Source organism: Roseovarius sp. MBR-6, assembly GCF_040547525.1.
In the GTDB taxonomy this organism is placed as follows: Bacteria; Pseudomonadota; Alphaproteobacteria; order Rhodobacterales; family Rhodobacteraceae; genus Roseovarius.
The window spans coordinates 80,770-101,765 of sequence record NZ_JBEPPW010000004.1 but is presented as its reverse complement, the minus strand read 5'-3'; the positions used below and the strand labels follow the sequence as shown (position 1 = coordinate 101,765).

Annotated in this window: 23 protein-coding genes; 20 read left to right on the top strand and 3 right to left on the bottom strand. The window is 66.5% G+C overall.

Annotated elements, in window-relative coordinates:
* Positions 1-48: 48 nt before the first annotated feature.
* Positions 49-903, bottom strand: a complete 855-nt coding sequence (locus ABIE57_RS07030) for an alpha/beta fold hydrolase (RefSeq protein WP_354538297.1) — start codon at positions 901-903, stop codon at positions 49-51.
* Positions 900-2,276, bottom strand: a complete 1,377-nt coding sequence (locus ABIE57_RS07025) for a M20/M25/M40 family metallo-hydrolase (RefSeq protein WP_354538296.1) — start codon at positions 2,274-2,276, stop codon at positions 900-902. The genes ABIE57_RS07030 and ABIE57_RS07025 overlap by 4 nt, the downstream gene beginning before the upstream one ends.
* A 211-nt stretch (positions 2,277-2,487) precedes the next feature.
* Between ABIE57_RS07025 and hemA the strand changes: the two genes are divergently transcribed.
* The 5 genes from hemA to ABIE57_RS07000 all read left to right on the top strand — a co-directional run bounded on the left by hemA (position 2,488) and on the right by ABIE57_RS07000 (position 7,988).
* Positions 2,488-3,717 carry a 5-aminolevulinate synthase gene (hemA, locus tag ABIE57_RS07020; protein ID WP_354538295.1) on the top strand — a complete coding sequence of 410 codons (1,230 nt, stop codon included), beginning with the start codon at positions 2,488-2,490 and terminating at the stop codon, positions 3,715-3,717.
* A 116-nt stretch (positions 3,718-3,833) separates the two neighbouring features.
* Positions 3,834-5,045 (top strand): helix-turn-helix domain-containing protein, encoded by a 1,212-nt coding sequence (locus ABIE57_RS07015; protein WP_354538294.1) that lies wholly within the window; start codon positions 3,834-3,836, stop codon positions 5,043-5,045.
* 72 nt (positions 5,046-5,117) lie between these two features.
* On the top strand, positions 5,118-6,242 hold the full coding sequence (gene ispG, locus ABIE57_RS07010; protein ID WP_354538293.1) for a flavodoxin-dependent (E)-4-hydroxy-3-methylbut-2-enyl-diphosphate synthase: 1,125 nt from the start codon (positions 5,118-5,120) through the stop codon (positions 6,240-6,242).
* A gap of 52 nt (positions 6,243-6,294) precedes the next feature.
* Positions 6,295-7,452, top strand: a complete 1,158-nt coding sequence (locus ABIE57_RS07005; protein ID WP_354538292.1) for a DNA cytosine methyltransferase — start codon at positions 6,295-6,297, stop codon at positions 7,450-7,452.
* Positions 7,449-7,988, top strand: a complete 540-nt coding sequence (locus tag ABIE57_RS07000) for a GIY-YIG nuclease family protein (RefSeq protein WP_354538291.1) — start codon at positions 7,449-7,451, stop codon at positions 7,986-7,988. Before ABIE57_RS07005 ends, ABIE57_RS07000 begins: the two co-directional genes overlap by 4 nt.
* A gap of 128 nt (positions 7,989-8,116) precedes the next feature.
* Here ABIE57_RS07000 and ABIE57_RS06995 read toward each other — a convergent pair whose 3' ends face one another.
* Positions 8,117-8,434 (bottom strand): H-NS histone family protein, encoded by a 318-nt coding sequence (locus ABIE57_RS06995; RefSeq protein WP_354538290.1) that lies wholly within the window; start codon positions 8,432-8,434, stop codon positions 8,117-8,119.
* A gap of 236 nt (positions 8,435-8,670) precedes the next feature.
* On the opposite strand from ABIE57_RS06995, the gene ABIE57_RS06990 reads away from it, so the two are divergent.
* From ABIE57_RS06990 to ABIE57_RS06920, 15 genes are all read left to right on the top strand, one after another.
* Positions 8,671-9,861, top strand: coding sequence for a phage portal protein (locus ABIE57_RS06990; protein ID WP_354538289.1), 1,191 nt, complete (start codon positions 8,671-8,673; stop codon positions 9,859-9,861).
* Positions 9,854-10,096, top strand: coding sequence for a GTA head formation protein, RCAP_rcc01685 family (locus ABIE57_RS06985; RefSeq protein ID WP_354538288.1), 243 nt, complete (start codon positions 9,854-9,856; stop codon positions 10,094-10,096). Before ABIE57_RS06990 ends, ABIE57_RS06985 begins: the two co-directional genes overlap by 8 nt.
* A 14-nt stretch (positions 10,097-10,110) precedes the next feature.
* On the top strand, positions 10,111-10,662 hold the full coding sequence (locus ABIE57_RS06980) for an HK97 family phage prohead protease (RefSeq protein WP_454283719.1): 552 nt from the start codon (positions 10,111-10,113) through the stop codon (positions 10,660-10,662).
* 32 nt (positions 10,663-10,694) lie between these two features.
* Positions 10,695-11,873: a phage major capsid protein gene (locus ABIE57_RS06975; RefSeq protein ID WP_354538287.1), complete on the top strand. Its 1,179-nt coding sequence runs from the start codon at positions 10,695-10,697 to the stop codon at positions 11,871-11,873.
* 151 nt (positions 11,874-12,024) lie between these two features.
* A complete protein-coding gene (locus tag ABIE57_RS06970) occupies positions 12,025-12,624 on the top strand; it encodes a head-tail connector protein (RefSeq protein ID WP_354538286.1) in 600 nt (199 codons plus the stop codon).
* On the top strand, positions 12,621-12,962 hold the full coding sequence (locus ABIE57_RS06965; RefSeq protein ID WP_354538285.1) for a head-tail adaptor protein: 342 nt from the start codon (positions 12,621-12,623) through the stop codon (positions 12,960-12,962). The genes ABIE57_RS06970 and ABIE57_RS06965 overlap by 4 nt, the downstream gene beginning before the upstream one ends.
* Positions 12,959-13,372, top strand: a complete 414-nt coding sequence (locus tag ABIE57_RS06960) for a DUF3168 domain-containing protein (RefSeq protein ID WP_354538284.1) — start codon at positions 12,959-12,961, stop codon at positions 13,370-13,372. The genes ABIE57_RS06965 and ABIE57_RS06960 overlap by 4 nt, the downstream gene beginning before the upstream one ends.
* A gap of 22 nt (positions 13,373-13,394) precedes the next feature.
* On the top strand, positions 13,395-13,808 hold the full coding sequence (locus ABIE57_RS06955; RefSeq protein WP_354538283.1) for a phage major tail protein, TP901-1 family: 414 nt from the start codon (positions 13,395-13,397) through the stop codon (positions 13,806-13,808).
* Between the two features lie 5 nt (positions 13,809-13,813).
* Positions 13,814-14,137, top strand: a complete 324-nt coding sequence (locus ABIE57_RS06950) for a gene transfer agent family protein (RefSeq protein WP_354538282.1) — start codon at positions 13,814-13,816, stop codon at positions 14,135-14,137.
* Positions 14,134-14,340: a rcc01693 family protein gene (locus tag ABIE57_RS06945; protein WP_354538281.1), complete on the top strand. Its 207-nt coding sequence runs from the start codon at positions 14,134-14,136 to the stop codon at positions 14,338-14,340. Before ABIE57_RS06950 ends, ABIE57_RS06945 begins: the two co-directional genes overlap by 4 nt.
* A complete protein-coding gene (locus tag ABIE57_RS06940; RefSeq protein ID WP_354538280.1) occupies positions 14,333-14,995 on the top strand; it encodes an RcGTA-type gene transfer agent tail tape measure protein in 663 nt (220 codons plus the stop codon). The genes ABIE57_RS06945 and ABIE57_RS06940 overlap by 8 nt, the downstream gene beginning before the upstream one ends.
* A gap of 13 nt (positions 14,996-15,008) precedes the next feature.
* Positions 15,009-15,641, top strand: coding sequence for a phage distal tail protein, Rcc01695 family (locus tag ABIE57_RS06935; RefSeq protein WP_354538279.1), 633 nt, complete (start codon positions 15,009-15,011; stop codon positions 15,639-15,641).
* Positions 15,638-16,531 (top strand): phage/gene transfer agent baseplate hub protein, encoded by an 894-nt coding sequence (locus ABIE57_RS06930; protein ID WP_354538278.1) that lies wholly within the window; start codon positions 15,638-15,640, stop codon positions 16,529-16,531. The genes ABIE57_RS06935 and ABIE57_RS06930 overlap by 4 nt, the downstream gene beginning before the upstream one ends.
* Positions 16,528-16,965, top strand: coding sequence for an NlpC/P60 family protein (locus ABIE57_RS06925; RefSeq protein ID WP_354538277.1), 438 nt, complete (start codon positions 16,528-16,530; stop codon positions 16,963-16,965). The genes ABIE57_RS06930 and ABIE57_RS06925 overlap by 4 nt, the downstream gene beginning before the upstream one ends.
* A gap of 3 nt (positions 16,966-16,968) precedes the next feature.
* Positions 16,969-20,967 carry a baseplate multidomain protein megatron gene (locus tag ABIE57_RS06920; protein WP_354538276.1) on the top strand — a complete coding sequence of 1,333 codons (3,999 nt, stop codon included), beginning with the start codon at positions 16,969-16,971 and terminating at the stop codon, positions 20,965-20,967.
* Positions 20,968-20,996 lie beyond the last annotated feature (29 nt).

The following is a 20,996-nucleotide window of genomic DNA, read 5'->3' as shown; positions in this document are numbered from 1 at the left end:
CGCGCCCGTGGTGCGCGGGGAATTCGAGTATTTCTGGAACAGTGAAGCTCAGGGCGACAGAAACCCGAGCAGCGCGGCGGCGGTCTCCTCGGGGGCGGTATCGGGGAAGAAGTGCCCGCCCGTGATGGCACGGGCCTGCATGTCGGTGCATTTCGGGGCCCATGTGGCGGGCACGTCGTAATGTCTGGCCATGGCACCCGTCGCCCCGTAGAGGATGAGCGTGGGGCAGGCGAGGCGCGCCGTCGCATCCGCGCTGTCATCGGCCATGTCATCGCCGAGCGTGGCGCGGTAATCGTTGCACATGCCGCGGATCGTGTCCGGATCGCGCCAGGCGGCGCGATACTGTGCGAGTTGGGTCGCGTCGAAATCCGAGAGTTGCGCGCCGCCCCAGCCGAGCAGGCAGGATTCGAAATAGCGATCGGGGTCGGCGGCGATCATGCGGTCGGGAAAGGGCGCGGGCTGGGCGAGGAAGAACCAGTGGTAATAGGCGCGGGCCACCTGCCAGCGCAGATCCGAGAGCAGCGTATGAGTGGGGATGATGTCGAGGAGGGCAAGACGCTCTACCCGGTCGGGCGCATCAAGCGCCAGACGATGCGCCACCCGCGCGCCCCGGTCATGGCCGACAAGATCAAAGGTTGCGTGGCCGAGACTGTCCATGAGGGAGGTCATCTCTCGGGCCATGGCGCGGAAGCTGTAGGCGGCGAGGTCTTCGGGCTTGGTCGAGGCCCCGTAGCCGGGCAGGTCGGGGCAGATCACGGTATGGGTGCGCGCCAAGGCGGGGGCGATATGCGCCCACATGGCGCGGGTCTGGGGAAAGCCATGCAAGAGCAGGAGCGGCGGGCCGTCGCCGCCGATGCTGAAGGCGAGCGTGTCCGTCCGGTGATCGGTGAAGCCGGGGATCATCGCGTGAGCGCGTCCAGCACGCGCGCCCAGCTTCGGATGCCCTTGTGGAAGCTCTGGACATTGTATTTCTCGTTGGGGGAATGGATGGCGTCATCCTCTTGCGCGAAGCCGATGAGCATGGCGTCGAGCCCGAGGATCTGTTTGAAAAACCCCGCGATGGGGATCGAACCGCCCATGCCGGTAAAGACCGCCTCGCGGTTCCATTCGTCGGAAAGCGCCTGGCGCGCTGCCTCGAATTCGGGGCGGTTGGTGTTCATCACGGCGGCGGGAGAGCCGTCAAGGTTCTGGTCCCAGGTGATTTTCGCGTCGGGCGAAAGCCGCTCCTCGACATGTTTGCGGATTTTGCGGCGCAGGCTGTCGGGGTCCATGTCGCCGACAAGGCGGCAGGTGAGCTTGCAATGCGCCTCTGACGGGATGACCGTCTTGGTGCCGGCACCCTGGTAGCCGCCCCAGAGGCCGTTGATTTCCAGCGTCGGGCGCGCCCATTGCTGCTCCAGCGTCGAATAGCCCTGCTCGCCATGGGCGCGGGTCATGCCGACCGAGGAGAGGTATTCGTGCTCGTCAAAGCCGCTGTTCTGCCATTGGCGCAAAAGGTCCTCCGGCACCTCGTGCACGCCCTCGTAGAAGCCCTCGACGGCGACGCGGCCCTGATCGTCGTGGAAGGTGGCGATGAGGCGGGAGATTTCGCGGAGCGGGTTGAGCGCGGGGCCGCCGTAATGGCCGGAATGGAGGTCGATGCGGGGGCCGGTAATGGTGAACTCGTCCTTGAGCATGCCCCGGAGTTGCGAGGCGATGGAGGGGATGCCGGGGGCAACCATGGAGGTATCGCAGATGAGTGCCAGATCGGCGGAAAGCTCGTCGGCATTGGCCTTCATGAAGGGGATGAGCGAGGGCGAGCCCGATTCCTCCTCGCCCTCGAAGAAGAAGGTGATCGCGCAGGGCAGGTTGCCGTGGACCGCTTTCCACGCGCGGCAGGCCTCGATGAAGGTCATGAGCTGGCCCTTGTCATCGGAGGCGCCGCGCGCGCGGATCACTTTTCCGTGGGGGGTGTCCTGAAGTTCGGGCGCAAAGGGATCGGTGTGCCACAGCTCGAGCGGGTCCACGGGTTGCACATCGTAATGGCCGTAGAAGAGAAGGTGGGGCCCGTCGCCGTCGATATGGCCCACGACCATCGCGCGGCCCGGGGTGGCGCGTTTTTCCGCTTTGACGCCGAGGCTTTGCAGATCGGCCACCAGCCAGTCGGCGGCGGCATCGCAGTGGGCGGCATAGGCCGGGTCCGTCGAAATCGACGGGATGCGCAACAGCTCCAGGAGGCGGTCGAGCGCCTCGGGCAAGGTGTCGTCGATGCGGGCGAGGGTGGCGGTGAGGGTCATGACGGGCCTTTGCGCTTGGTATATGTCCGGGTCGAGGGTATCAGGCGCGGCGGTGCTGTCCAGAGTTTGACCGAGGTCAAGGAGGGCAGGGGCGGCAATTTGTAATCTGGCGTCACGCGACGGGTGCTTTTACATGGTGCCCGACAGGACAGAAGTGGCCGAAAGGTGCCACAGCGCCGGGCACGCCCGCGCCAACGGAAGGAAGATGCCAGTGAACTACGCGGCCAGGCTCGATCAAGCGATCAACCGTCTGCACGAGGAGGGGCGTTATCGCACCTTCATCGACATCGAGCGCAAGAACGGCAATTTTCCCCATGCGCTCTGGCGGCGGCCCGATGGTGCCGAGCAGCCGATTACCGTCTGGTGCGGCAATGACTACCTCGGCATGGGGCAGCATCCCGAGGTGCTGCGCGCGATGCACGAGGCGATTGATGCAACCGGCGCGGGATCGGGTGGCACGCGCAACATTTCCGGCACGACCGTCTATCACAAGCGGCTGGAGGCCGAGTTGGCCGACCTGCATGGCAAGGAGGCGGCGCTGCTTTTTACCAGCGCCTATATCGCCAATGACGCCACGCTTTCGACGCTCCCCAAGTTGTTTCCGGGCCTGATCATCTATTCGGACGCGCTCAACCACGCCTCGATGATCGAGGGCGTGCGGCGCAATGGCGGGGCCAAGCGGATTTTCCGCCACAATGACGTGGCGCATCTGCGCGAATTGCTGCAAGCCGACGATCCGGGTGTGCCCAAGCTCATCGCGTTCGAGAGCGTCTATTCGATGGATGGCGATTTCGGACCCATCGAGGCGATCTGTGATCTGGCCGACGAGTTCGGCGCGCTGACCTATATCGACGAGGTGCACGCCGTCGGCATGTATGGGCCGCGCGGCGCGGGGATTTGCGAGCGGGACCGGCTGATGCACCGGCTCGACATCATCAACGGCACGCTGGCCAAGGCCTATGGCGTGATGGGCGGCTATATCGCGGCAAGTGCGAAAATGTGTGATGCTGTCCGTAGTTACGCGCCGGGGTTCATCTTTTCGACCTCGCTTGCCCCGGCGCTGGCAGCGGGGGCCACGGCCTCGGTCGCGTATCTCAAGACGGTGGAAGGACAAAAGCTGCGCGAGCGCCATCAGACGCAGGCGCGGATCCTCAAGACCCGGCTCAAGGGGCTTGGCCTGCCGCTGATCGACCATGGCAGCCATATCGTGCCCGTGATCGTGGGCGACCCGGTGCATACCAAGGCGCTGTCGGACATGCTGCTCGAGAGGTATGGCATCTACGTGCAGCCGATCAATTTCCCGACCGTGCCGCGGGGCACCGAGCGGCTGCGGTTCACCCCCTCGCCGGTGCACGGGTCCGATGAGATGGACAAGCTCGTGCAGGCGATGGACAAGCTCTGGGCACATTGCGCGCTCAACCGCTCAGAAATGGCGGGATGACGCTGCGACGGGTGCAATTGTCATTGCCATGTGTTAATCTGGCGTAAAGAAAAGGGCAGGGGGCGAATCGAGAGTCCAACCCCAAGCCATGGGACACGCGAGAGGCATAAGAGCGCATGATCGGGCGGTGGAACGCACGCAAGGAAAAGGCTGAAGACGCCGATACTCGTGGCTTTGATGCCTATGAGGTGCGTCTTGGCGACCTGATGCGCGGCGAGCGGGCCACGCTTGGAAAGTCGCTGCTTGATGTCGAGCGGGAGCTTCGGATCCGCGCCAACTATGTTGCCGCCATCGAAAACGCGGATCCCTCCGTCTTCGATACGCCCGGATTCATCCCCGGTTACGTGCGATCCTATGCGCGTTACCTCGGGATGGACCCGGACAAGGCCTTTGCCGCCTTTTGTGCGGAATCGGGATTTTCCATCGCGCATGGCATGTCGCAGGAGGCCTCGTCACGCAGTGCGGCCGAGCGGAATGTGATCGCCAAACCGCGTGCGCAGGACCCGCTGATGGGAAATGGCACGCCGTTTTTGCCGGCCACCGAGAATTTTCTGGCGCGGATCGAACCGGCGGCGGTCGGATCGGCCCTGGTGCTGGTCGCGCTCATCGGGGCGATCGGCTATGGCGGCTGGAGCGTGCTTCGACAGGTGCAGCAGGTGCAGCTTGTGCCGGTGGAGAACACACCCGTCGTGCTCGCTGATCTCGACCCGCTGGCGCAGGTCGCGCGCGGGGAGAAGGTGGCGGAGGGTGCGGGCGTGTTCCAGCCCCCGCGCGAGGAGCGGGTGAGCAGGCTTTATCGCCCCAAGGCGCTTGATGTGCCGGTGATGGTGGCGCGTGACGCGCCGATATCGACGCTTGATCCGCGCGAGGTCGGCACGTTGAGCCCCGCCGCCCCGGTAACTGACCGCGAGAGCGCCATCGCATTCGCGTTGCGCGAGGCGCAGGAGATGGACCCGGACATGCCCCTGTCACCGCAGGTCGTGTCCAGTGACCGTGCCGGTGTTCAGGTTCTGGCGGTGCGTCCGGCATGGGTGCGGGTGAACGGGGCGGATGGCTCGGTCCTGTTCGAGGGCATCCTGAACGCGGGGCAGACCTATGAGGTGCCCGCGACCGAGGAGCCGCCGGTCTTGCGGGTCGGTGAATCGGGGGCGGTCTATTTCGTCGTGAACGGGGCGCATTACGGCCCGGCAGGCCAGCGCGGGGCGGTTACGTCGAACGTGGCGCTTGAGGCCGGTGATCTTGTCGAGCGGTTCGCCGTCGCCGACATGGAGGCCGACCGCGATCTTCAGAGCCACATGGCGGCCATGTTGCAGTCAACGCAGGACTGAGCACGATTGCCGTGCGGGAGATGGCGCGCTATCTCTGGTGCAGAGAACATCCCAACCGAGCGGGGCTAAGCGATGTCGCACAATCCCATCCGCCCGTGGCGCAATATCGAGCGCCGCAAATCGCGTCAGATCATGGTGGGTCCGGTCCCGGTGGGTGGCGATGCGCCGATCACCGTGCAGACCATGACCAACACACTGACGACCGATGTGGCGGGCACCGTGGCACAGGTTCAGGCCGCCGCCGAGGCGGGGGCGGATATCGTGCGGGTTTCGGTGCCGGACGAGGCAAGCGCGAAAGCGCTGAAGGATATCGTGCGCGAAAGTCCTGTGCCGATCGTGGCGGATATACATTTCCATTACCGGCGCGGGATTGAAGCCGCCGAGGCCGGGGCGGCCTGTCTGCGGATCAATCCGGGAAATATCGGCAGCCCGGAACGGGTGCGCGAAGTCATTCAGGCGGCGCGCGATCACGGCTGTTCCATGCGGATCGGCGTCAATGCCGGAAGTCTTGAAAAGCATCTTCTGGACAAATACGGCGAGCCCTGTCCCGATGCGATGGTGGAATCGGGGCTGGATCATATCCGTATCCTTCAGGACAATGATTTTCACGAGTTCAAGATCAGCGTGAAAGCGTCGGACGTGTTCATGGCCGCCGCTGCCTATATGCAACTGGCCGAGGCGACGGACGCGCCCATCCATCTCGGAATCACCGAGGCGGGCGGGTTGATGACCGGCACGATCAAGAGCGCGATCGGGCTGGGCAACCTGCTTTGGTCGGGGATCGGCGATACGATCCGGGTGAGCCTCTCGGCCGATCCGGTGGAAGAGGTGAAGGTTGGCTATGAGATCCTCAAGGCGCTCGGGCTGCGGCATCGGGGGGTGAATATCATTTCCTGCCCGAGTTGCGCGCGGCAGGGTTTTGACGTGATCCGCACGGTAGAGGCTCTTGAAGAACGGCTGGCGCATATAAAGACGCCGATGAGCCTGTCGATCATTGGCTGCGTGGTCAACGGCCCCGGTGAGGCTCTGATGACCGATGTCGGCTTTACCGGTGGTGGGGCGGGCAACGGGATGGTCTATCTTGCGGGCAAGCAGAGCCACCGGATGGATAATGACGGCATGATCGAGCACATCGTCGAACAGGTCGAGCGCCGCGCGGCGGAGATCGAGGCCGAAAGCGCGAAGGCGGCGGAATAGATTAAGGTTTATTTAGTCTCGACAGGGCATACTCCAGATCGTAGACATAGATATGGTGTGCGATGTGGATCACCCTCCCAGATATGCCGAGTTTTTTTGCGGCGGTGGTATGGTGCGCGCAGCACTTGACGCTGGTTGGCAATGCACACTCGCCAACGACATCGATACGATGAAATGCCGGGTTTACCGTGAAAACTGGTCCGCAGCAGGGCTAGTCGAGGGGGATGTAGCAGCACTTGATCCGGACGTATTAAAGCAACCCATCGATCTCTACTGGGCGTCAAGCCCGTGTCAGGATTTCAGCCTTGCCGGCAAGGGCTTAGGGCTTGGGGGGGCGCGGAGCGGTGTGTTCAATCCTTGGTTCGAAAAGGTGCGCGCCGCTGTTATCGCCGGATTTGCGCCGCGACTGATTGCATTCGAGAACGTGACGGGCCTGTTGTCGCGCGACGCAGGCAGAGATCTTGATCACATCCTGAGATCGTTCATATCGGTTGGCTACAAGGTCGGGGCACTTGAAATCGACGCCTGTCATTTCGTGCCGCAGAGCCGACCGCGTCTTTTCGTGATCGCGGTGCGTGGGGAACTGGACGTGGGTGATCTTTGTCACTCGCAAGCGGCGGGCATGTTTTGCACGCCACGCCTGCGGCGTTTCCATGACAGGTCCAGCCAATTGATACGAAATAACTGGTTGTGGTTTCGCCTGCCAACCCCGACCGTATCGCGCGAAAACTTGCAGAACATTCTTGACACCGACCCCGATACATCCTGGTTTACCGAAGATCAAATCGGGCGTTTGCTTTCGATGATGTCAACCCCGAGCCTTGCGCGGGTCGCCGCGGCGACGCGAGCAGGCCAGACAGTTGTCGGAACACTCTACAAGCGAGGGCGGCCCGACGAGTCCGGGCGTGTGCGTCAGCGGGCGGAGGTGCGGTTTGACGGTATCGCGGGTTGTTTGCGAACACCGGCGGGAGGCTCTTCCCGTCAAACAATTCTGATTATTCGCGGAGACAAGATCGAGGCGCGCCTGTTGTCGCGACGCGAGGTTGCCCGCCTTATGGGGCTGCCCAAGACGTATCGAATGCCCGATCGTTACAATGATGCCTACCGGATCGCAGGAGACGGTGTGGTTGTTCCCATCGTGAAACATCTGGACGAGCATCTTTTTCAACCGATCCTGCTCAAGACTGCGGCGGAAAGGGCTGTTGCGTGAGCAATGTTCAGTCTTTCAGGGGGGACGCGCTGAGGGACTTGACTGATGAAATCGGTGTTTACGCGCTTTGTGATCTGGATGGCGTTCCGATCTATGTCGGGCAATCCGTTGATGGAATCCGATCCCGTGTTCGCCGCCATTTGACCTCGGCACGGTCGGATGTGATTGCCAATCGACAAGTGGATGTTTGGGAAATCGCCTATGTATGGGCCTGGCCTGTCAAGCATGTGTCCGAGATTGCGCGATTGGAAGCACATCTGTTCAACGAGTTTGATCCGTGCGTCAGGTTGATGAACGGCAAGGGCATGCTGGTCCCGGATCAACCGGTTGACGTGCCCGAAAAACAGGTCATTCAAGTCATCGAAGAGGATGAGCGCATCAATCGCCAAGACCCCGCTTTGCGACTGCCGCGTCAGATCATGCAATATAACCTGTTGGTCGACTATATTTTGAATGTGAAAGATGCGGCGCATCTCAAACGCTCGCTTGACGCTCATTTCGAGCGCTTGGTCAAATATCACCGAACCTTTCTTTAAGGGTCCGGCGCTATGTAGCGTAGAGCGCGCAGGCGGCGGAGTAAGTGGCTACAAATGCATGACTCGCTACTTTGACGGGCTGCGTCAGGCGGGGCATGAGGGCGCGGCAATGCCGCGCCCTTTTGCTGTCAGACTGCGAAATCCTGAAGTGAACGGCCAGCGGCCTCGGCTTCGACCAGCCAGCCGGGTTTTCTGCCGCGTCCGGTCCAGGTTTTCGAGGGATCGGCGGGGTCTCGGTATTTCACCACGGATTTGACGGATTTCCGGGCCGGCGTATCGGTGCCCGGAAATATATCTGCGATCGTATAACCGGCGTCGCGGATTTGCTTTACAATCTCTGCGCGAAGCTGCTTTTTCTCGTCTTCTTTTCTGGCAACTGCCAGCTCACGCGCCTCTTTTGCGAGGTTTTCGAGTTCCTGTGAGGAAAGTTTTGACAGGTCAGTCATTCTGGTCTCCTTTTATGAACCATTTATTTACAGAGATGTTTTGCAGATGCAAGGGAAACCGGAATGCATGACGTTTCAGCGTTTTATAAAATCGGCCTCCTCGCGAAAAACGGCATTTGTGCTTGGCGGTCACCCTGCCCGGGGCGGATGCGGATCGGGAGCGTGCGGTGGGGTTAAGAAGTCTTAAATCTTTGACCGTCTGATGCCCTTCACGCGCCGAGATGAAGGAGCACGCAATGATACTGGATTTCTTCCGGCAGGGAGGGACGGAGGCGGCAGGACCGCCCGAGACGAAGGCGAGTGCCGCCGGCCGGGTCATGGCCTGGGGGATGCAGGGCCGCGCGGCCGGGGGGCCGCGCGACACGGCGGGCCTCATGCGCACGGGGTTTGCGGGCAATCCGGTGGGGTTCCGCTGCGTGAAGATGATCGCCGAGGCGGCGGCGGCGCTGCCGCTTGTCTTGCAGGACAGCGAGCGGCGTTTTGCAGCCCATCCGGTGCTTGATCTGGTGGCGCGGCCCAACCCGGCGCAGGGGCGGGCGGAGCTTTTCGAGGCGCTCTATGGTCAGCTTCTCCTGAGCGGCAATGCCTTTGTCGAGGCGGTCGGTGCGGGTGGGGTTCCGTTGGAATTGCATGTGCTGCGCTCGGACCGGATGAGCGTCATCCCCGGCCCGGATGGCTGGCCGGTGGGCTATGAGTATCAGGTGGGCGGGCGCAAGCACCGGTTTCATCTGGGCGAGGGCGCGCCCTGCATCTGTCATATCCGCAGTTTTCACCCGCAGGACGACCATTACGGTCTGTCGCCGCTGCAACCGGCGGCACAGGCGATTGACGTGCACAATGCGGCAAGCCGTTGGTCGAAGGCGCTTCTGGACAATGCGGCGCGGCCATCGGGGGCGATTGTCTACAAGGGGGCCGAGGGGCAGGGGAACCTGACCGAGGATCAATACACCCGCCTTGTGGCCGAGATGGAGGCGCATCATCAGGGCGCGCGCAATGCCGGGCGGCCGATGCTGCTCGAGGGCGGGCTGGACTGGAAGCCGATGGGATTCTCGCCCTCGGACATGGAATTCCAGAAAACCAAGGAAGCGGCCGCGCGCGAGATTGCGTTGGCCTTTGGCGTGCCGCCGATGCTGCTGGGCATTCCGGGCGATGCGACCTTCGCCAATTACCAGGAGGCGAACCGCGCCTTTTACCGCCTGACGGTGCTGCCGCTGGCGGCGCGGGTGAGCGCGGCGGTGGCGGCGTGGCTGGCGGCGTTCACGGGCGAGGCGCTGGAGCTTGCGCCCGACCTTGACCGGGTGCCTGCGCTGGCCGCCGAGCGCGATGCGCACTGGGCGCGGGTGGCGGGGGCGGATTTCCTGACGGCGGCGGAGAAGCGCGCGCTTCTGGGGCTGCCGCCGCTGGCGGAGGTGGGCGCGGATGGCTGAGCCCGCGCCACCCCCGCGTTACGGGTTCGAGGCGTTCGATTGTGCGCCCGCGCTGCGGCTGGAGGCGCATGAACGGGTCTCGGATTTGCAGCATCGCGCCATGGTGGAGCGGCTGGAGCGGATGGAGGCGGCGCTGGAGCGATTGGAGCGGCGGCTGTGGCTGGCGGTGTATGGCGTGGTGGCAGCGGTCTTGGTGCAGGCGTTTCAGCCGATATTGGCGGCACTGCCGGGATGAGGCGAAAGGGCGAGATGATGGAGACGGGACTGGAACGGAAATTCATGGGCGGCGCGACGGATGCGCTGCGCGTCACCGAGGCGGGCGCGATCGAGGGCTATGCGAGCCTTTTCGATGCGCCCGATCAGGGCGGCGACGTTGTGGCCAGGGGGGCCTATGCGGCGAGCCTGAAGCGGCTGGCGGATGAGGGGCGCCGGGTGCGGATGCTCTGGCAGCACGACCCGCGCGAGCCCATCGGGATCTGGGACGAGGTGCGCGAGGATGCGCGCGGCCTCTACGTGAAGGGGCGGCTGCTCGATGGCGTGGCGCGGGCGCGCGAGGCTTCGGCGTTGATTGCCGCGGGCGCGCTTGACGGGCTGAGCATCGGCTATCGCACCGTGCGCGCCAGCCGGAACGAGAAGGGCCAGAGGCTCTTGCAGGAACTGGAGCTTTGGGAGGTGTCGCTGGTGACCTTCCCGATGCTGCCCAGTGCGCGGGTGGCCGCCAAGGGAGAAGACCCCGGCGACACCTGGCGCGATCTGGCGGCCGTGCTGCGGGCGGTGCGCCGGGAGATGGCGCGGCCCTGAGCCGCCCCACCCGTAACCGAGAGGAGTTGACGATGACGACCGAGACAAAGGCTCGGACCGGGGGAGAGATGTCTCCGGCCACCGAGATGCGCGAGGCCCTGGGTGGGTTTCTCGACGAGTTCAGGGGCTTTCGGGCCGAGATCAGCAAACGGTTTCAACAACAGGATGACAAGATGACGATGATCGAACGCAAGAGCCTGACGCAGGGCCGCCCGCATCTGGCAGGCGAGCGCGACAGCGGCGCGCCGCATCGCAAGGCGTTTGACGCCTATCTGCGCTCGGGCGATGATGACGGGCTGCGGGGCCTCGAGATGGAGGGCAAGGCGCTCAACACCTCGGTGGCTGCCGAGGGTGGCTACCTGGTCGATCCGCAGACCTCGGAGACGATCCGCTCGGTGATGAATTCCACGGCCTCGATCCGCGCGATTGCCAATGTCGTGACGGTGGAGGCGACGAGTTTCGACGTGCTGGTGGATCACACCGATCTGGGCCACGGCTGGGCCTCGGAGACGGGCGCGGTGACCGAGACCGCCACGCCGGTGATCGACCGCATCTCGATCCCGCTCCATGAGCTGAGCGCGCTGCCCAAGGCAAGCCAGCGGCTGCTCGATGACAGCGCCTTTGATGTCGAGGGCTGGCTGGCGGCGCGCATCGCCGACCGGTTCGCGCGTGCCGAGGCGGCGGCGTTCGTCGCGGGCGACGGGGTGGACAAGCCGCGCGGCTTCCTGAGCCGTCCGGCCGTGGATAACGATGTCTGGACCTGGGGCAACCTGGGCTATGTGCCGACCGGGGTTGCGGGCGATCTGGGCGGGCCGGATGCGATTGTCGATCTGGTCTATGCGCTGGGGGCGGAATACCGCGCCAACGCCACTTTCGTGATGAATTCGCGCACCGCCGGTGTGGTGCGCAAGCTCAAGGATGCCGATGGGCGGTTCCTGTGGTCGGACGGTCTGGCGGCGGCGGAGCCCGCGCGGCTGATGGGCTATCCGGTGCTGATTGCCGAGGACATGCCCGAGATCGCGGCGGGCGCGGACGCCATTGCCTTCGGCGATTTCCGCGCCGGATACACGGTGGCCGAACGTCCCGACCTGCGCATCCTGCGCGACCCGTTCAGCGCCAAGCCGCATGTCCTGTTCTACGCCACCAAGCGCGTGGGCGGCGATGTGAGCGATTTCAAGGCGATCAAGCTCTTGCGGTTCGCCGCCGCCTGAGGCGCGCGGTGAAGGCGGGCGGGGGCGCATGGCCCTCGCCCAGAAGGCGCGTGCCGCAAAATGCGGCTTTGTTCAGCTTCCCCTCCGTCCGGGCAAGGCCGGGCGGCACGCGCCAATACGCGGGAGGGGTCCGGAATGATGGAGATGGTCCATGTTGCTGATGGAAGAGAGCGCGGCACCGACTGCCGCATTGCCGCTGGCGGAGTTCAAGGCGCATCTGCGGCTGGGCACCGGATTTGCGGATGACGATATTCAGGACCCCGTTCTGGAGGGATTTCTGCGTGCGGCCATGGCCGCGATCGAGGGACGCACTGGCAAGGTGCTGATCGAACGGAATTTTTCATGGGTTCTGCATGGCTGGCAGGACGCCACGGGCCAAGCCCTGCCGGTTGCGCCGGTGGGGGCAGTCCTGAGCCTTGTGCTGCGCGACCGGCGCGATGAGGTGGAGGTGATCGATCCGGCCCTTTACCGGCTGGAGCGTGACGCGCATCGTCCGGTGCTGCGGCCGGCGGGGACGCTTTTGCCGATGGTGCCGACGGGCGGGGTGGCCGAGATCGTGTTTCGCGCGGGCTATGGCGTGGGCTGGGGCGACCTGCCGTCCGATCTGGGGCAGGCGGTCTTGATGCTGGCCGCGCATTTCTACGAACACCGCGCCGAGACCGCATTGCGCGAGGGCTGCATGCCGTTTGGCGTGGCAAGCCTGATCGAGCGCTATCGCAAGGTGCGCCTGCTCGGGGGGGGCGCGCGATGAGAGGGGCGGTGACGCTGTCGCGCCCGCTGGTGCTCGAGGCCCCGGCGCGGGTGGGCGATGGCGCGGGCGGCTTCACGGAGGTCTGGGAGGTGCGCGGCACGCTCTGGGCCGAGGTGGTGGCGCGCACGGGCCGCGAGGGGCCGGGCGAGGGCGCAAGCGTGGCGCGCGCGGCCTTCCGGATCACGGTGCGCGCCGCGCCACAGGGCGCGCCGTCGCGCCCGCTGGCCGGGCAACGGCTGCGCGACGGCGCGCGGCTCTTCCTGATCGAGGCGGTGACCGAGAGCGCGGCAGGGCGGGGTTTCCTCACGCTTTGGGCCGAAGAGGAGGTGGTGGCATGAGCTATGGCGCGGCGGCCGCCCTTCAGGCGGCGATCTATGAGCGGCTCATTGCCGATACGGCGCTGGGCGCGCTGGTGGGCGGCGCGATCCACGACGCGGTGCCGCAGGGCAGGGTGCCCGATCTCTACGTCACGCTTGGCCCCGAGGAGGTGCGCGAGCGCGGCGACATGACCGGCGCGGGGGCCGAGCATCGCGTGACCGTCTCGGTGGTGGCGCAGGCGGCGGGGTTTCTGGCCGCCAAGCAGGCGGCGGGGGCGGTCAGCGATGCGCTTGATGGCGCGGCGCTGAGCCTCGCGCGGGGGCGGCTGGTGGCGCTTCAATTCTTGCGCGCGCGGGCGATCCGCACCGGCGCGGCACAGCGGCGGCGGATCGATCTGACTTTCCGGGCGCGCGTGGACGACAGCGTTTGAGACACAGGAACGGAGACCCAAAATGGCAGTTCAGAATGGCAAGGACCTTCTCATCAAGGTCGATCTCACCGGCAGCGGCAATTTCCAGACCGTGGCGGGGCTGCGCGCAACGCGCGTCAGCTTCAACGCCGAGAGCGTGGATGTCACGAGCCTTGAATCGGCGGGGGGCTGGCGCGAATTGCTGGCGGGCGCGGGCGTGAAATCGGCGGGGCTGAGCGGCTCGGGGATCTTCCGCGATGCCGCGAGCGATGCGCGGATGCGGCAGATCTTCTTTGACGGGGAGATGCCGGATTTTCAGGTGATCATCCCCGATTTCGGCACCATCGAGGGGCCGTTTCAGGTGACCTCGATCGAGTATGGCGGCACCCATGACGGCGAGGCGACCTATGAGGTGGCGCTCGCGTCGGCGGGGCAGTTGACCTTCACGGTGCTGTGAGCGCGATGGCGAACCCCTGGGCAGGCGAGGTGGCGCTGGTGCTGGATGGCGAGGCCCGCGTGATGCGGCTCACGCTCGGGGCGCTGGCAGAGCTGGAGGCGGCGCTGGCGGCGGGATCGCTGGTCGATCTGGTTGCCCGCTTCGAGGGCGGCGCGTTTTCCACGCGCGATGTGCTGGCGGTGATCGTCGCGGGCTTGCGCGGCGGTGGCTGGCGCGGATCGGCGGCGGAGTTGCTCAGTGCCGAGATCGAGGGCGGGCCGCTGGCGGCGGCGCGCGCGGCGGCGCAGCTTCTGGCGCGGGCCTTTGCCCTGCCCGAGGGGGACGCATGAGCGCGCGGTTCGACTGGCCCGCGCTTTTGCGGGCGGGCGTGCAGGGTCTGGGCCTGCGCCCGGTCGAGTTCTGGGCGCTGACACCGGTCGAATTGCGGCTGATGCTGGGCGAGGGGCGCGCGGGGCAACCGATGGCGCGGGCGGGACTGGAGGCGCTGTTGGCGGCCTTCCCCGACGAGACAGGAGATTTGGGCGATGGATGAGATCGAGCGCACGGAGGAGCTGGAGGCGCAGATCGCGGCGCTTGATGCCGCGATGGGGCAGGCAGGGGCGATGGCGGCGACCTTTGCCGGGGAATTGGGGCGGGTGCGCGGTGGCTTTGCCGCTGCCGGTCAGGATGCGCAGAGCCTTGAGCGGGGGTTGAGCCGGGGCCTGCGCGGTGCGCTGCGCGGCGCGGTGGTGGAGGGCGACAGCCTGAGCGAGAGCCTGCGGCGGCTGGCCACCACCCTCGTCAACAGTGCGTTCAATGACGCGGTGCGCCCGGTCACGGATCAGGTGGGGGGGCTCGTCTCGCAAGGGGTGGGCGCGCTTCTGGGTGGGCTGTTGCCCTTCGCCAAGGGGGGCGGGTTCACCCAAGGCCGGGTCATGCCTTTTGCCAATGGCGGCGTGGTGAGTGGGCCGGTCACGTTTCCGATGCGTGGCGGGCGCAGCGGATTGATGGGCGAGGCGGGGCCGGAGGCGATCCTGCCCCTCTCGCGCGGCGCGGACGGGCGGCTCGGGGTGCGCGCGCAGGGCGGCGGCGCGGTCAGCGTGGTCATGAATGTCTCGACGCCCGATGTGGAGGGGTTCCGCCGCAGCCAGGGTCAGATCGCGGCGCAGCTTGGCCGCGTCATCGGGCGCGGCGCGCGCAATCGCTGAAGGGGGCGGGATCATGGGATTTCACGAGATACGGTTTCCGGCAAACCTGAGCTTTGGCTCGATCGGTGGCCCTGAGCGGCTGACCGAGATCGTCACGCTGGCCAGCGGGCATGAGGAGCGCAACAGCCCCTGGGCGCAGGCGCGACGGCGCTATGACGCGGGCGTGGCGCTGCGCAGCCTGGAGGATATCGAGGCGCTGATTGCGTTCTTCGAGGCGCGGCAGGGGCAGCTATACGGGTTCCGCTGGAAGGACTGGAGCGATTTCAAATCGAGCCGCGCCGGGGCCGCACCCGCCTTTGACGATCAGCGGATCGGGGTGGGCGATGATGCGACGCGCGCGTTTCAACTGGTCAAGACCTATCGCTCGGGCGTGCAGGTGGCGGTGCGGCCCATCGTGAAGCCCGTGCGCGGCAGCGTGCGCATGGGGCTGGGCGATGTCGAGATGCGCGAGGGCGTGCATTACGAGGTGGACGAGACCACCGGGATCGTGACCTTTGCCGAGCCGCCCAACAGGGGCGTGCCGGTCACCGCCGGATATGAATTCGACGTGCCGGTGCGGTTCGATACCGACCGCATCGCGGTGAGCCTTGCCTCGTTCCAGGCGGGCGAGGTGCCCAATGTGCCGGTGGTGGAGGTCCGGTTGTGAGCGGGGCAGGGGCGGCGGCGCTGGCCGCGCATCTGGGGCGCGGGATCACCACGGTGTGCCGGTGCTGGGCGCTGACGCGGCGCGACGGGCAGGTGATGGGGTTCACCGATCACGACCGGGCGCTCATGTTCGACGGCATCGCCTTTCGCCCCGGCACGGGGATGAGCGCGCGCGCGGTGGAGGAGAGCACCGGGCTGGCGGTCAACAATACGGAGGCGTTTGGCGCGCTCTCGGACGAGGGCATTACCGAAGCGGAAATCGAGGCCGGGCGCTATGACGGCGCGGGGCTGCGCGCCTGGGTGGTGAACTGGCAGGACGTGGCCGAGCGGCTGGAGATTTTCGCGGGCACCCTGGGCGATATCCGCCGCGCGGGCGGTGCGTTCGAGGCGGAATTGCGCGGCCTCACGGATGCGCTCAACGTGCCCTTGGGGCGGGTCTATCAGAAGCGGTGCAGCGCCATCCTGGGGGATCGCGACTGCACATTCGATCTGGATACGCCGGGGTATGTTGCCGAGCGACCTGCCGAGGCGGTTGACGAAAACCGGGTGTTTCGCTTCGCGCAGATGGGCGGATTTGCCGAGGACTGGTTCCGCCATGGCTTGATCCGGGTGCAATCGGGGGCGGCGGCGGGCCTGTCGGGTCTGATCAAACGCGACCGTATGGAGGGGGCGGGACGGGTGATCGAGCTGTGGCATCCGTTGGGGGCCCCGGTGGCCATGGGCGACGCGCTGCGCATCGAGGCGGGCTGCGACAAGGCGATGGAGACCTGCCTGTTCAAATTCGACAACCTGCTGAATTTCCAGGGCTTCCCCGATATTCCCGGCGATGACTGGGTGATCACCGATCCGACCAAATCGCCGCGTCTTGACGGCGGGAGCCGGCGGCGATGAGGGCCGCGCGGATCGTGGCCGCCGCGCGCGGCTGGCTTGGCACGCCCTACCGGCATCAGGCGGCGTGCCGGGGGGCGGGCTGCGATTGCCTGGGGCTGGTGCGCGGTGTCTGGCGCGAGGTGATGGGGGCCGAGCCCGAGCGCCCGCCCGCCTATTCGATGGACTGGGCCGAGCCTGCGCGCGAGGAGGCGCTCTGGGCGGCGGCATTGCGGCATCTGCACCCCAGGCCGCTGGAGGAGGAGGCCCCCGGCGACGTGATCCTGTTCCGGATGCGCGAAGGGGCGGTGGCCAAGCATCTGGGCATTGCCGCCGAAACGGGTGCGCGGGTCACGTTTATTCACGCCTATTCGGGGCATGGCGTGGTCGAAAGCGCGCTGAGCCTGCCCTGGCGGCGGCGCATCGTCGGGCGCTTTGCCTTTCCTGAGGAGAGATAGACCATGGCAACGATACTTCTGTCGGCGGCGGGCGCGGCGATTGGCGGCGCGGTCGGCGGCTCGGTGCTGGGCCTTTCGTCGGTCGCGCTCGGGCGGTTTGCGGGCGCGCTGGTGGGGCGGTCCATCGACCAGCGGCTCTTGGGGCAGGGCTCGGGCGTGGTGGAGACGGGTCGCGTGAGCCGCCTGCGCCTGACGGGCGCGGGCGAGGGCGATGCGATCCCGCAGGTCTTCGGGCGGATGCGCGTTGGCGGACAAGTGATCTGGGCCACCGAGTTCCGCGAGACTGTCACCGTGACGCGCGGGCGCGGGGGCGGCAAGGGGACCCCCAAACCTGCCACGCCCGACACGCGCGAGATCAGCTATTCGGTGAGCCTGGCGCTGGCGCTTTGCGAGGGCGAGATCAGCCGTGTCGCGCGCATCTGGGCCGATGGCACCGAGATTGCGCCCGCAAGCCTCAACATGCGGGTCTATCCCGGCACGCGCGACCAGTTGCCCGATCCGGTGATCGAGGCGGTCGAGGGGGCGGGCCGCGTGCCTGCCTATCGCGGCACGGCCTATGTGGTGATCGAGGATCTGGACCTGTCGCAATTCGGCACGCGGGTGCCGCAGTTCAGTTTTGAGGTGTGCCGCCCGTCTCAGGCCGGCGACGAGGGCGCGGCGCTTGATCCGGTGCGCGCGCTGCGCGGCGTGGCGATGCTGCCTGGAACGGGGGAGTATGCGCTGGCCACGACACCGGTGATGATGGATTTCGGCTTTGGCGCGTCGGGCCCGGCCAATGTCAATTCGGTGCAGGAACGGCCCGATTTCGTCGTGGCATTGGAGGCGCTGCGCGAGGAGTTGCCGCAGGTGCGCGCCACCTCGCTCATCGTGAGCTGGTTCGGCGACGATCTGCGCTGCGGGAACTGTCAAATCCGGCCTCGGGTGGAGAAAAAGACGTTTGACGCGCGCAACATGCCTTGGACGGTGTCAAGCCTGACGCGCGCGGGCGCGGGCGAGGTGCCGAAGGACGCCGAGGGGCGCGAAGTCTATGGCGGCACGCCCGCCGATCAGGCGGTGGTGGAGGCGATCCTGTCGCTGAAAGCCGCCGGCCAGGACGTGCTTTATTATCCGTTCATCCTGATGGAGCAGATGGCGGGCAATGGCCTGCCCGATCCATGGAGCGCGGCACCCGATCAGCCGGTGCTGCCCTGGCGGGGGCGCATCACCACCTCGAAGGCACCGGGACAGCCCGGTTCGCCCGATGGCACGGCAGAGGCCGAGGCCGAGGTTGCGGCCTTCTTCGGCACGGCGCGGGCGGCGGATTTCATCGTGACGCCGGTTGCGGCGGTGCCGCTGGAGGAGCCGGGGACCGGCGCGCTCGACCTCTTGAGCTTTGGCGGCGCGGTGAAGCGCAGCCCGGTGGCCTATGCCGGCCCCGAGGAATGGTCCTACCGGCGGTTCATTCTGCATCAGGCGGCGCTCTGTGCGGCGGCGGGGGGCGTGGAGAGTTTTGCCATCGGCTCGGAAATGCGCAGCCTGACGCAAGTCAGGGGGGCGGGCGACAGCTTTCCGGCGGTGGCGCAGCTCATCGCGCTGACCGCCGAGGTGCGCGAGTTGCTCGGGTCGGAGGTGAAGATCACCTATGCCGCCGACTGGACCGAATATTTCGGCTATCAGCCGGGGGGTGGCGACCGCTTCTTTCACCTCGATCCGCTCTGGGCGGACGCGAATATCGACTTCATCGGCATCGACAATTACATGCCGCTGTCGGATTGGCGCGAGGGATATGAGCATCTCGACGCGCGCGACTGGCCCTCGATTCATGATCTCGATTACCTGCAATCCAATATCGAGGGCGGCGAGGGGTTTGACTGGTTCTATCCCAGCGAGGAGGCGCGCGCGGCGCAGCGGCGCGAACCGATCACCGATGGTGAGCATGGTGAGCCATGGGTCTGGCGTTTCAAGGACCTGCGCAATTGGTGGGCCAATACCCATCACGAGCGGGTTGGGGGCGTGCGAAGTGCCGAGCCGACCGCGTGGGAGCCGCAATCGAAATCCATCCGCTTTACCGAATATGGCTGCGCGGCGGTGGACAAGGGCACCAATGAGCCCAACAAGTTCCTCGATCCCAAGTCGTCCGAATCGAGCCTGCCGCGCTTTTCCACCGGGCAGCGGGACGATCTGATCCAGATGCAGTATTTGCGCGCGGTGACGGGCTATTGGTCCGACAGCGCGCGCAACCCGGTGTCGGAAATCTACGACGCGCCGATGATCGACATGGATCACGCCTATGTCTGGGCCTGGGACGCGCGGCCGTTCCCGTGGTTTCCGGGCAATACCGGTCGGTGGTCGGATGGCGCGAACTATGCGCGCGGGCACTGGATCACCGGACGCGTGAGCGGGCGCAGGCTGGGTGAGGTGATCGGCGAGATTGGCGGGCGCGCAGGTGTTGCGGCGCTCGATCTGGCGCGGGCGGAGGGGTTTTTGCGCGGCTATCTGGTCGATCAGGTGGGCAGCGCCCGCGCCGCGTTGCAACCCGTGCTGATGGCGTATGGTGTGGATGCGGTGGAGCGGGGCGGCGTGCTGGCGTTTCGGCGCCGCGACGGGCGCGCCGATCATCTGGTCGATCTCGACCGGGTGGTGCGCGATGCGGAACTGGGCGGCGCGCTGGAAGAGACGCGCGGCTCTGACCTGGAACTGGCGGGGCGGGTGCGGCTGCGCTTCGTCGAGGCGGATGCCGATTTTGATGCGGTATCCGAGGAGGCGATCCTGCCCGACGAGGCCACGCATGCCGTGGCCACCTCGGAAATGCTGCTGGCGCTGACGCGCGCGGAGGGGCGGCAGGTGGTGGAGCGGTGGCTGTCGGAGGCGCGGCTTTCGGTCGATACGCTGCGGCTGACGCTGCCGCCCTCGCGGCTCTTGATCGGTGCGGGCGATGTGCTGCAACTGCCCGAGGACGCGGGCGGCGGGCTGTTCCGCATCGACCGGGTGGAGCAGATGGCGGGCGCGCAGCGCGTGGAGGCCACGCGCACCGACCCCGAAAGCTTTCGCCCCATTCTGGTCGAGGACGCGCCCGCGCGGTTGCGCCCGTTCACCGCACCGGGGCCGGTCACGCCGCTTTTCCTCGATCTGCCGCTAATGAGCGGCGAGGAAGTGCCGCACGCGCCGCATCTGGCGGTGATCGCCGATCCCTGGCCGGGCACGGCGGCGCTTTATGCCTCGGACGAGGATGCGAATTACGCGCTCGATACGCTGGTCGCCGCGCAGGCGACGGTGGGGTTGACCGAGACGCCGCTGTTCCCGGCCTATCCGGGCAGGGTTGACCGGGGCGACGGTCTTTTCGTGCGGATGCGCCACGGGGGGTTGGAAAGCGTCAGCGATCTGGCCCTGCTCAACGGGGCCAATCTCTGCGCGATCGGTGACGGCACGCCGGATGGCTGGGAGCTTTTCCAGTTCCGCGATGCCGAACTGGTGGCCCCCGAGACCTATATCCTGCGTCACCGGCTGCGCGGGCAGTTGGGCACCGAAGGGGCAGGCACTTGGCCGCCCGGTTCGATCCTCGTGCGGCTCGACGGGGTGCCGCAGCAGATCGGGCTGTCAGAGGCGCAGCGCGGGCAGGCGCGCCATTACCGCATCGGACCGGGCGGGCGTCCGGTGGACGATCCGAGTTTCGGCCATGCGGTGCTGGCCTTTGACGGGATCGGGTTGCGCCCCCTTGCGCCGGTGCATCTGCGTGTGGCGCAGGCGGCGGGCGATCTGCGGGTGTCCTGGGTGCGGCGCACGCGGATCGGCGGCGACCGCTGGGACACGCCCGATGTGCCGCTTGCTGAGGAAAGCGAGCGCTATCTGGTGCGCGTCCGGCGCGGCGCGCAGGTGCTGCGCGAGGTGGACGTTGCCACGCCGGACTGGACCTACCCGGCAGCCGCGCGCGCCGCCGACGGCCCCGACGCAGGCAAGCGGATCGAGGTGGCGCAGGTCTCGGCGCTGTTCGGGCCGGGGCGTTTCGCGATCCGCGCGTTGTGATCCCGGTGCGGGCGCGGCCCCTTGCCGCC